Here is a 10,064-nt window from a genome sequence, read left to right on the forward strand (position 1 = left end):
CCTGCGGCGCGACGTCCCGCCGCACTACTAGGGCCTCGAGGCTGCCTGCTTCTCCAGGATGTCGCGGATCTGCACGAGGATCTCCTGCTCGGTGGGAAGCTTCGGCTCCTCGTCGGCGGGCGTGATCCCGGCCTTGGCGGCTGCGCGTTCCTTGAGGACGTTCATCGGGTGCACGAACACGAAGTAGACGACGATCGCGACCGCGAGGAAGGCGATGATCGCGTTGATCAGGTCGCCGATGGGGAAGATCACCTCGCCCCACAGGCCGTTCACGGGGATGCCGATGGTGCCGTTCTCGTCCGGCTTCCAGACGAGGGCGATGAGCGGATTGATGATGCTCGAGACGATCGCATTGACGACGGCGGTGAACGCGGCGCCGATGACGACGGCGACCGCGAGGTCGATGACGTTGCCGCGCAGGATGAATTCTTTGAAGCCCTTGATCACGCGTACCCCCTGGGTGTCCGCCCGCGCCGGGGGCTCCGGACGATCAGGATCCGGACGACGCGGGTGAGGCCTTCGCCTCGGACTTCGATGATGTCGAAGTCGACGAGGAGGCGCCACTCGACGCATCCGTGCCGCCGCCGGCCGCCGCTCCGCCGGTCTTCGCGCCGGCGCGCGAGTCGGTGCGGTAGAAGCCCGAGCCGTTGAAGGTCACGCCGATCGAGCCGTACTCCTTGCGCAGCGCACCGCCGCACTCGGGGCACTCGGTGAGGGTGGGGTCGGCGAAGGACTGCACCGCGTCGAAGCGGTGACCGCACTGCTTGCAGGCGTAGGCGTAGGTGGGCATGGCTCTCTCGGTGGGTGTCAGCGCCGGCTGGGCGCGAGGGTGATGGTGCGCGTGGGCGTGACGACGCCGGTCACGGGCTGGTCGAGTTCGTCGCTGGGGACCTGGTCGACGAACTCGGAGTCGAAGACGACCGCGTAGACGGGAGGGCAGCGCTCCATGGACCCGAGGGTCTTGTCGTAGAAGCCCCGGCCCCAGCCGAGACGCATGCCGCTGCAGTCGACCGAGGCGGCCGGGATGATGAGCAGGTCGACGTCGTTGACGGCGATCGGGCCGAGCAGCTCGCCGACCGGCTCGGGCAGTCCGAACATGCCCTCGGCGATGTCGCCGTCGTCGGTCGCGACGGCCCAGTCGAGGAGGCCGTCGGTGCGGGTCACCGGAAGGAGGACGCGGATACCGCGGGCCACGGCATCCGTCACGAAGGAACGGGTTCCCGGCTCGGTGGTGGTCGACAGGAAGCACGAGATCGATCGCGCACCGTGCTCGGCGACGAGGGCGTCGAGTTGATCGCGGATGCCGGCCTCGGCGAGTTCGCGTGCCTGCGGCGTGATCAGCTGGCGGCGCTCGCGCAGCTCGGCGCGCAGCGCGCGTTTCGCATCGGCGATCGCGTCGGACATGCAGTCGATTCTACGGCGCGCTCGTCACACCGGCCGGTGCGACCGAGTCGGGTGGGCCGTGCCACCTAGACTCGGGGAATGCCCCATACCTCCATCAAAGCTGTCATTCCGGCCGCAGGTCTCGGCACGCGCTTCCTCCCCGCCACCAAGGCCATGCCCAAAGAGATGCTCCCCGTCGTCGACAAGCCGGCGATCCAGTACGTCGTCGAAGAGGCCGCCCAGGCCGGCATCGACGACATCCTGGTGATCATCGGACGCAACAAGAACGCGATCTCGAACCACTTCGACTCGGTTCCCGAGCTCGAGGAGAAGCTGAAGGACAAGGGCGACACCGACCGCCTGCACCGCGTGCTGGAGTCGAGCGACCTCGCCGACATCCACTTCGTGCGCCAGGGTGAGCCGAAGGGACTGGGGCACGCCGTTCTGCGCGCCAAGGCGCACGTCGGCGACTCGTCGTTCGCGGTGATGCTGGGCGACGACCTGATCGATGAGCGCGACCCGCTCCTGACCACGATGATCGCGGAGCACGAGCGCACCGGCGCGGCGATCATCGCCCTCATGGAGGTCGACCCCGAGCACATCCACCTGTACGGCGTCGCCTCGGTCGAGTCGACCGACGGCAACGGCGTCGTGAAGGTGAACGGCCTGGTCGAGAAGCCCAGCGCCGAGGACGCACCGTCGAACCTCGCGGTGATCGGCCGCTACGTGCTGTCGCCGAACGTGTTCGAGATCCTCGAGCGCACCGAGCCCGGCAAGGGCGGCGAGATCCAGCTCACCGACGCGCTGCAGGAGCTCGCGGCGGACCCCGACGGTCCCGGCGTGTACGGGGTGGTTTTCCGTGGCCGTCGCTATGACACCGGCGATAGGGTGGACTACATCAAGGCCATCGTGCAGCTCGCGGCGGATCGTGACGATCTCGGCCCCGCACTGCGTCCCTGGTTCAAGGAGTTCGCGGCGAATCTCTGACGCCGCCCGTTCGAGGGAGTCACGTGGATCTGTCGGCGCCTCGTCGGCACGGGTCGGTGGCGATCCGCCTCGTGAAGCAGCGCGACGCGCGCGTGCTGCAGAACGAATTGCTGTCCAATCGGGGGTGGCTTCGTCCGTGGGAGGCGACCAGTCCCGATGGGCCGGTGTCGTTCGACATGCGGATGGGCGTGCGCCGGCTGCTGCAGCAGTACCGCGACGGGGCCGGCGTGCCGTTCGTCATGGAGCACGACGGTGAGATCGCGGGCCAGCTGAACGTGTGGGGCATCGCGCGCGGCTCGCTCGCGTCGGCCACCATCGGGTACTGGGTGAGCGAGCGGTTCGCGGGCCGGGGCATCACGCCGACCGCCGTTGCTCTGGCGACCGACATCTGCTTCTCCGAGCTGCGACTGCACCGGATGGAGATCTGCATCCGTCCCGAGAACCGTGCGAGCCTGCGCGTCGTCGAGAAGCTCGGATTCCGCTACGAGGGGCTGCGCCGCCGGTTCATCCACATCGACGGAGACTGGCGCGACCACTACGCGTTCGCGTTGGTGCGGGAAGACGTTCCGGAGGGTGTCCTGCAGCGCTGGATCTCGGGACGCGCACCCCAGGACGCCGCGACGGTGCCGCCCGCAGACCGGCTGCACGCGTAGCGATCGACGTCTCCGGCACGCTTTCCCCGGTGAGCGCGCCGAACCGGACAGCCGGATGGTGTTGAGGGACACGCCAGCGGATGCCGGGGCGACCGGCATCCGTCGCATACCGTGGTCTGCATGGGCGGGCAGGTGTGGGGCGGGGGAGTGATCGTTCTCGTCGCCGTGGGCTTGTGGCTCGTCTACCTGCTGCCGACGTGGCACAGCCGCCGTCAGTTCGACGCCGCCGAGCGCAACGCCGTCCGCCTGAACCAGGCGCTGCGCGTGCTCGCCGAGACCAGCGAGACACCCGAGGAAGTCCGCCTCGAACTGAACGCCCGCACCGCTGCCGCGCAGCAGCGGCTCGCGAAGCGCGCGCTCGCCGAACGCGAACACGCGGCGCTCGAAGAGGCGAGGGTCGACCTCGAGCGCGCCCGTACCGAGCGCGAGGTGGCCGAGGCCACGGCGCGTCTCGAGCGCGAGCGGGCTCGCACCGAGCGCGTCGCCGCCGAGGCCGCAGCCCGCGTCGACCTCGAGCGGGCTCGCGCCGAACGTGCGTCGGCCGAGGCGGCCGCACGGGTCGAGCTCGCCGCAGCGCGGGCGATTCCTGCTGCCCGCCGAGCCCGCGCACGTCGCGCGTTCCGTCTTGTCGCCACTCTCGTGGGGCTCGGCGGCCTCGCCGTCGCCGGTTGGGGTGTGTTCGAGACCCTCACGGCAGGAGCGCAGACGCTCCTGTGGCTGGGCGTCGGTCTCGTGATGGCGTCGGGCGTCACCCTTCATCGCCTGTCCCGCGTGGCGGCGCGTGCCGTTGCTCGCGAGACGGAGGCGGCGCCACGCCGCGCCGCCGAGCTGCAGGATGTCGCGCTCGAACGCGAGCAGCGCGCCTGGGCGCCGCGCGATCTTCCGCGGCCCCTCACCGCGTCGGCGGGATCGCGTGCTGCTGCCGTGCTGGATGCCGAGGCCGCCCGCGCAGCCCTGCGCCAGGCCGCCCTCGAGCAGGCCATGCTGGCGCGCGCAGAGGCTCAGAAGCCGCCCTCGATCGACGCCGCGCGCACGGCGCGCACCGCCTCGGCGGAGTCCGACTACGCCCGCATGGGATACGTCGACGACGCCGAGATCGAGGCCCACGTGCGGGAGCTTCTGACCCGTCGCGCAGCCGGCCAATAGGCCCTCCGCGAGGCCCCCGTCGATTCGGGACGGCCCTCGAACCGTGATAGTGTTTCTGAGGTTCACGGGCCTGTAGCGCAGTTGGTAGCGCGCCTCGTTCGCATCGAGGAGGTCAGGGGTTCGATTCCCCTCAGGTCCACCACAGGAAGGCTCCCGCCACAGCGGGGGCCTTCTGCTTTTCCCGGATCGGCTGCGTTTTCCGGCGCGGCGTCCTCGACAGCCCGCGGCGTCAGCGCGGCGGCGCCGGGTACCGTAGTCCGCTGCCCCAGCCGATCTCCCAGCCGGCGCCGGCGTCGAAGTAGTCGGCGAAGGAGACCGGAAGCGCGTGCTCCGGTTCGACCGCTGCGAGAAGGCCCGCGAACCAGGCCACGTACTCGGGTGCGTCGTGCGTGGCGACGAGGCGGGGGAGTGCGCGCAGGATGAGCGCCGCGACGTCGTGCGGCGCCGACATCGCGTCGACGGTGCCGCCGGCGAACTCGGTCTCGGCGCCTGACGTGTAGTGGATCGCGCCGTCAGGGTCGGCGGCATCCGTCAGCACGATCCGGTGGTACAGACCCGACGGTGCGAGGCCCGGCGACACGCGCAGCCGGTGGAAGCCGCGGCGGTGGAGCTCCCGCACGCCCTGCAGGATGCGCACCGACGTCGTCATGACGAGCGCCGACGCGATCTCGCGGTGCGCGGACTCGTCGCGTGCGACGAGCCTCACCTCGTCGACGGCGGCGCGCGCTCCGGCGATCGCGTCGATGGCGGTGGTGATCGCGGCTCGGCGGGGCCAGGCGTAGATGCCGGCGCTGATGAGTGGGAACGAGACGCGTCGTGCGCCCACCTCGTCGGCGACCTCGAGCGAGCGGCGGTAGCAGGACTCGAGGATCCCGCGATCGCGCTGCCCGGCGCCGAAGTTCGGACCCACCGTGTGCACGACCCAGCGTGCCGGCAACGCGCCGGCAGTGGTCCAGCCGGCGTCGCCGGTGGCGAGCCCGTTCGGGAAGCGGGCGATGCAGTCCCGCAGGATCTCGGGTCCGCCCGCGCGGTGGATCGCCCCGTCGACGCCGCCACCGCCGCGCATCGCGTTGTTCGCCGCGTTGACGATGGCGTCGGTCGCCTCGGTGGTGATGTCGCCGTGGACGGCGACGAGCGTGGTCATGGCTCCATCATGCGCCAGGCGACGCCGCGCCCGGTTGCCCGGGCCAGGCGATCCGGCGCAGGCAGGACGTCTCGCCGCCGATCATCCTGTGTACGCCGGACCACCTGTTCTCGGCGAGCGACGGCTTCAGGCGCGCGCCCGTGTCAGTCGGGTCGTGCCTCGCCGGCCGCCCGGGCGGCGGCCGGCAGTGCGGCGACGATGCGCGCCACCGCGGCGTCGTCGTGGGCAGACGACACGAACCAGGCCTCGAACACCGACGGCGGCAGCGAGACGCCCTGCGCGAGCATGGCGCGGAAGAACGGCGCGTAGCGGAACGCCTCCTGCGCCTTCACCGTGTCGTAGTCGACGGGCGGCGTGTCCGCGAACTGGATCGAGAACAGATTGCCCGAGCGCTGCACGACGTGGGTCACGCCCGCTTCGGAGAGAGCGGATGCCGCGGCATCGGCGATCGTCGTCGCAGCGGCGTCGATGCGGGCGTAGGCGTCCGCATCGAGGTGGTCGAGCGTGGCGCGGCCGGCCGCCACGGCGAGCGGATTGCCGCTCAGCGTACCGGCCTGGTAGACCGGGCCGAGGGGGGCGAGCAGCTCCATGAGCGCCGCGGAGCCGCCGAGCGCGGCCAGCGGCAGCCCGCCGCCGACGACCTTGCCGAAGGTGATGAGGTCGGGGGAGAAGGGCACGGGGTCGATGCCGTACCAGCCGGCGGGGCCGACGCGGAAGCCGGTCAGCACCTCGTCGAGGATCAGCAGCGCCCCGTGCGCATGGGCGATGTCGGCGAGGGCGGCGTTGAAGCCGTGCGCCGGTGGAACGATGCCCATGTTCGCGGGTGCGGCCTCGACGATCACTGCGGCGATGTCGTCCCCGCGGGCGGCGAAGACCTCGCGCACCGCGTCGAGATCGTTGTAGCGGATCACGAGCGTCTGCGCGGCGATGGGCGCGGGAACGCCCGCCGAGCCCGGCATGGCCAGCGTGGCGACGCCCGATCCGGCCTCGGCAAGGAGGCCGTCGGAATGGCCGTGGTAGTGCCCGGCGAACTTCACGATCAGATCGCGTCCGGTCGCGCCGCGCGCGAGGCGGATGGCGGTCATGGTCGCCTCGGTGCCGGTCGACACCAGGCGCACGCGCTCCACCGGTGCCGTCACGCCGTCGCGCGCGACGCGTCCCGCGATGAGCTCGGCCAGCTCCGTCTCGCCGGGCGTGCTCGCGCCGAAGCCGAGGCCGTGGGCCGCAGCATCCTGCACCGCTTTGACGACGGCGGGGTGCGCGTGCCCGAGGATCGCGGGACCCCACGAGCCGACGAGGTCGACGTACTCGCGACCCTCGACGTCTGTCACGTAGGGACCCGACGCGGACACGAAGAAGCGCGGCGTCTCGTGCACCGATCCGAATGCGCGCACGGGCGAGTTCACTCCGCCGGGCATGGCACCGCGGGCGCGGGCGAATTCCTGTGCGTTCGTCGTCATCGGATCCACTCCGCGAGTTCGAGTGCCCAGTAGGTGAGCACGGCGTCGGCGCCGGCGCGGCGGATGCCGATCACCGACTCCTCGATCGCGCGGCGCCGGTCGATCCAGCCGTTCGCCGCGGCGGCCTCGATCATCGCGTACTCGCCCGAGACCTGGTACGCCCACACGTGGACGGGGCTGGCGGCCGCGGCATCCGACAGCACGTCGAGGTAGCTCATCGCAGGCTTGACCATCACGATGTCTGCACCCTCGGCGAGGTCGAGGTCGAGCTCGCGCGCGCCCTCGCGGCGGTTCGCGGGATCCTGCTGGTAGGTCCGGCGGTCGCCCTCGAGCGAGGACTGCACGGCCTCGCGGAAGGGGCCGTAGAACGCGGACGCGTACTTCGCGGCGTAGGCCAGGATCGGGGTGTTCGCGTAGCCGGCGTCGTCGAGCGCATCGCGCACCGCGGCGACCTGGCCGTCCATCATGCCCGACAGGCCCAGCAGCTGCGAGCCGGCCTCGGCCTGCGCCACGCCCATGTCGCGGTAGCGCTCGAGGGTGGCGTCGTTGTCGACGTAGCCGTTCGCATCGAGCACGCCGCAGTGACCGTGGTCGGTGAACTCGTCGAGGCAGAGGTCGGTCTGCACGACGAGCGCGTCGCCCGCCTCGGCGGCCGCGATGCGAGTGGCGACGTTCAGGATGCCGTCGGGATCGGTCGCGCCGGAGCCCGTGGCGTCCTTGTGCTCGGGCACGCCGAACAGCATGATGCCGCCGATGCCGGCGGCCGCGGCATCCGCCACGGCCTGCTTCAGGCTCTCGGTCGTGTGCTGCACGACGCCGGGCATGGACGAGATCGGCACGGGCTCGGTGGCACCCTCGCGCACGAACATCGGGAGGATCAGCTCGGCGGGGTGCAGCCGCGTCTCGGCGACGAGGCGCCGCATGGCCGGGGTGGCACGCAGGCGGCGGGGGCGGTCAGCGGGTGCATACGTCACGGGCGTTCTCCCGTCAGGCCGGCGGCGCCGGCATCGAGCAGTTCACGGGCGACGGATGCCGCGACCTCCCGCGGCGGGTCGCCGTCGTCCTCGGGCCACGTGGTGGCGTGGGAGGAGGTCAGGGCCGTGGCGCCGTCGAGGCTGTAGACGCGGGCGGACAGCAGGAGGAGTCCCGCGTCGACGACGGCGCGCGCACCCACGGGCGCGGAGCATCCGGCCTCGAGCAGGGCGAGCACCTCGCGCTCGGCCTCCACCGCGGCGCGGGTCTCGGCGTGGTCGAGCGCGCTGACGAGGTGTTCCTCGCCGCGGCGCACCTCGATCGCGAGAGCCCCTTGGCCCGGGGCCGTCGGCCAGGAGTCGGCGTCGAGGTAGTCGGTCACGACCTCGGTGCGGCCGATGCGCCGGAGTCCGGCGGCGGCCAGGATGACGGCATCCAGCTCGCCGTCGGTCACCTTGCCGAGGCGGGTGTCGACGTTGCCGCGGATGTCGACGACCTCGAGGTCGGGGCGCCGCGAGCGCAGCTGCGCCATGCGGCGGGGCGAGCCGGTGCCGACGCGTGCGCCGGCGGGGAGCGTGGCGAGGGTGAGTCCGTCGCGCGCGCACAGGGCGTCGCGGGGGTCTTCGCGGGCGGGGATCGCGGCGATGACGAGCTGATCGTGCGGCGCCGTCGGGAGGTCCTTCAGAGAGTGCACGATGACGTCGCACTGTCCGGCCAGCAGCGCGTCGCGCAGCGCTCCGGTGAAGAGCCCGGTGCCGCCGGCCCGGGAGAGCGGCTCGTTCGAGCGGTCGCCGTCGGTGGTGATCGTGACGAGCTCGGTGGTGACGCCGGTCGCGTCGGCGAGGTCGTCGGCGACCATGCCCGTCTGCGCGAGTGCGAGCTTGCTGCCCCGAGTGCCGATGCGCAGGGTGGTCACGAGAGCACCTCGGAGATCTCGTCGAGTCCGATGCGGCGGCCGGTGTAGAACGGCACCTCTTCGCGCACGTGGCGGCGCGCCTCTGTCTGGCGGAGGTCGCGCATGAGGTCCACCAGCTCCACCAGCTCGGGCGCCTCGAGCGCGAGGATCCACTCGTAGTCGCCGAGCGCGAACGAGGCCACGGTGTTGCTCAGGACGCTGCGGTGCGCCGCGCCCTTGCGGCCGTGGTCGGCGAGCATCTGGCGGCGCTCCTCGTCGGGGAGGATGTACCAGTCGTACGAGCGCACGAACGGGTACACCGTGAGCCAGGCCTCGGGGTCCTTGTCGCGCATGAAAGCGGGCAGGTGGCTCGCGGTGAACTCGGCGTCGCGGTGCACGCCCATCGCATTCCACACCGGCACGAGCGAGGCGAGCGGCTCGGCGCGGCGCAGCGTCCGCAGGGCGGACTGCAGGACCTCGGGGGCGACGCCGGTGCCGGTGAGCCAGATCATGAGGTCGGCGTCGGCGCGGAGGCCCGACACGTCGTAGAACCCGCGGACGGTGACTCCGGATGCCTCGACATCGGCGACCGCGGCCGTCAGATCGCCGGTCGGCGCCGGGCGCTGGGGATCGCGTCGGAACACAGCCCACAGGGTGTAGCCGAGGGTTTCCGTGGAGGGGCTCGCCGAGACATCGGTCATGCTCCTATCCTTTCACTCCTCGCGCGGAGCGTTTCCGGTGGCAGCGTTCCCGCGCATCAGCCCGCCGCCGTGCGCCGATCCCGTCACGGCAGATTCGGGCGGCGACGAAGGGTTCAGCGGGCGAGGAGGTCGGCGGCGGAGCGCTCGGCGTGGGCGATCAGGCCGGCGAGGCCGGACCCGGCGACGGTCTCGCCCACGACCGTGAGGCCGAGGGGTGGGATCGCCGCGGCGGGCCGCACCCAGGAGACATGGGCGGCGTCGACCACCACCGGCAGCGGCACGCCGAGGAGGGTCTCGGCGTCGGCCCGCGCGGTAGAGACGGGATCAGCGGGCGTCGCGTCGTATGACAGGCGCAGGACGTGACGGCCCGCGGCGGCATCCCGCAGCCACGCCCACTTCGCGGTGGCGTGGGTCAGGGCGCGCGCGCCGACGGGTGCCCCTGCGGCGACCAGCAGTCCGGTGCCGCGCGGTGCGGCATCCAAGTCGTCCTGCTCCACCACCAGTGTGACGAGGTCGATGCGTCGCCCCGGTGCGGCCGGGGCCGCCAGGCTCGGCGCGGCGACGACCACGGTACCGTCGAGCGCCGCCAGATCGTCGACGGGCGTGCGGAGGCGGATGTCGCCGCCGAGGCGCGCGAGATCCTCGGCGAGTGCGGGCACGATGCGGTTGATGCCGCCGCGGATGCCGGCGACGGCGGCGCCGGGCGGGGCGGGCTGCGGCTGC

Annotated in this window: 11 protein-coding genes, 1 tRNA gene and 1 pseudogene; 4 read left to right on the top strand and 9 right to left on the bottom strand. The window is 72.0% G+C overall.

What is annotated here, in order from left to right:
* Nucleotides 1–27: 27 nt before the first annotated feature.
* From mscL to Q9R08_RS20355, 3 genes are read right to left on the bottom strand one after another with little or no spacing between them, the layout of a single operon-like run.
* A complete protein-coding gene (mscL, locus tag Q9R08_RS20345; protein ID WP_308870042.1) occupies nt 28–447 on the bottom strand; it encodes a large conductance mechanosensitive channel protein MscL in 420 nt (139 codons plus the stop codon).
* 43 nt (nt 448–490) lie between these two features.
* Complete coding sequence (locus Q9R08_RS20350; protein ID WP_308870044.1) at nt 491–790, bottom strand: FmdB family zinc ribbon protein; 300 nt, start codon at nt 788–790, stop codon at nt 491–493.
* 17 nt (nt 791–807) lie between these two features.
* The gene (locus Q9R08_RS20355; RefSeq protein ID WP_308870045.1) at nt 808–1,404 is read right to left on the bottom strand and encodes a 5-formyltetrahydrofolate cyclo-ligase; all 597 of its coding nucleotides are present in this window, start codon (nt 1,402–1,404) and stop codon (nt 808–810) included.
* A gap of 78 nt (nt 1,405–1,482) precedes the next feature.
* Here Q9R08_RS20355 and galU point away from each other — a divergent pair, with 78 nt between their 5' ends.
* The 4 genes from galU (at nt 1,483) to Q9R08_RS20375 (ending at nt 4,311) form a co-directional block, all read left to right on the top strand.
* Complete coding sequence (galU, locus tag Q9R08_RS20360) at nt 1,483–2,370, top strand: UTP--glucose-1-phosphate uridylyltransferase GalU (RefSeq protein WP_308870046.1); 888 nt, start codon at nt 1,483–1,485, stop codon at nt 2,368–2,370.
* A 23-nt stretch (nt 2,371–2,393) separates the two neighbouring features.
* On the top strand, nt 2,394–3,023 hold the full coding sequence (locus Q9R08_RS20365; RefSeq protein WP_308870047.1) for a GNAT family N-acetyltransferase: 630 nt from the start codon (nt 2,394–2,396) through the stop codon (nt 3,021–3,023).
* 120 nt (nt 3,024–3,143) lie between these two features.
* Complete coding sequence (locus Q9R08_RS20370) at nt 3,144–4,169, top strand: coiled-coil domain-containing protein (RefSeq protein WP_308870048.1); 1,026 nt, start codon at nt 3,144–3,146, stop codon at nt 4,167–4,169.
* Nucleotides 4,170–4,235: 66 nt separating this feature from the next.
* Nucleotides 4,236–4,311, top strand: a tRNA-Ala gene (locus Q9R08_RS20375).
* A gap of 87 nt (nt 4,312–4,398) precedes the next feature.
* Here Q9R08_RS20375 and Q9R08_RS20380 read toward each other — a convergent pair.
* The 6 genes and pseudogenes from Q9R08_RS20380 to Q9R08_RS20405 form a co-directional block, all read right to left on the bottom strand.
* Nucleotides 4,399–5,313 carry a macro domain-containing protein gene (locus Q9R08_RS20380; protein WP_308870049.1) on the bottom strand — a complete coding sequence of 305 codons (915 nt, stop codon included), beginning with the start codon at nt 5,311–5,313 and terminating at the stop codon, nt 4,399–4,401.
* Nucleotides 5,314–5,456: 143 nt separating this feature from the next.
* Nucleotides 5,457–6,773: a glutamate-1-semialdehyde 2,1-aminomutase gene (gene hemL / locus Q9R08_RS20385; RefSeq protein ID WP_308870050.1), complete on the bottom strand. Its 1,317-nt coding sequence runs from the start codon at nt 6,771–6,773 to the stop codon at nt 5,457–5,459.
* On the bottom strand, nt 6,770–7,747 hold the full coding sequence (hemB, locus tag Q9R08_RS20390; RefSeq protein ID WP_308870051.1) for a porphobilinogen synthase: 978 nt from the start codon (nt 7,745–7,747) through the stop codon (nt 6,770–6,772). The genes hemL and hemB overlap by 4 nt, the downstream gene beginning before the upstream one ends.
* Nucleotides 7,744–8,661 (bottom strand): hydroxymethylbilane synthase, encoded by a 918-nt coding sequence (hemC, locus tag Q9R08_RS20395; protein ID WP_308870053.1) that lies wholly within the window; start codon nt 8,659–8,661, stop codon nt 7,744–7,746. The genes hemB and hemC overlap by 4 nt, the downstream gene beginning before the upstream one ends.
* Nucleotides 8,658–9,341: a hydrogen peroxide-dependent heme synthase gene (gene hemQ, locus Q9R08_RS20400; protein WP_308870055.1), complete on the bottom strand. Its 684-nt coding sequence runs from the start codon at nt 9,339–9,341 to the stop codon at nt 8,658–8,660. The genes hemC and hemQ overlap by 4 nt, the downstream gene beginning before the upstream one ends.
* 113 nt (nt 9,342–9,454) lie before the next feature.
* A pseudogene (locus Q9R08_RS20405) lies at nt 9,455–10,064 on the bottom strand (hypothetical protein); the annotation flags it as partial.

Source organism: Microbacterium psychrotolerans, from assembly GCF_031085295.1.
Classification (GTDB): domain Bacteria; phylum Actinomycetota; class Actinomycetes; order Actinomycetales; family Microbacteriaceae; genus Microbacterium; species Microbacterium psychrotolerans.

Excerpts from the sequence above, each read along its gene's own strand:
- Q9R08_RS20350 (WP_308870044.1), bottom strand. The coding sequence starts at position 790 with ATGCCCACCTACGCCTACGCCTGCAAGCAGTGCGGTCACCGCTTCGAC.
- Q9R08_RS20370 (WP_308870048.1), top strand. The coding sequence starts at position 3,144 with ATGGGCGGGCAGGTGTGGGGCGGGGGAGTGATCGTTCTCGTCGCCGTG.
- hemQ (WP_308870055.1), bottom strand. The coding sequence starts at position 9,341 with ATGACCGATGTCTCGGCGAGCCCCTCCACGGAAACCCTCGGCTACACC.
- galU (WP_308870046.1), top strand. The coding sequence starts at position 1,483 with ATGCCCCATACCTCCATCAAAGCTGTCATTCCGGCCGCAGGTCTCGGC.
- Q9R08_RS20355 (WP_308870045.1), bottom strand. The coding sequence starts at position 1,404 with ATGTCCGACGCGATCGCCGATGCGAAACGCGCGCTGCGCGCCGAGCTG.
- hemL (WP_308870050.1), bottom strand. The coding sequence starts at position 6,773 with ATGACGACGAACGCACAGGAATTCGCCCGCGCCCGCGGTGCCATGCCC.
- Q9R08_RS20380 (WP_308870049.1), bottom strand. The coding sequence starts at position 5,313 with ATGACCACGCTCGTCGCCGTCCACGGCGACATCACCACCGAGGCGACC.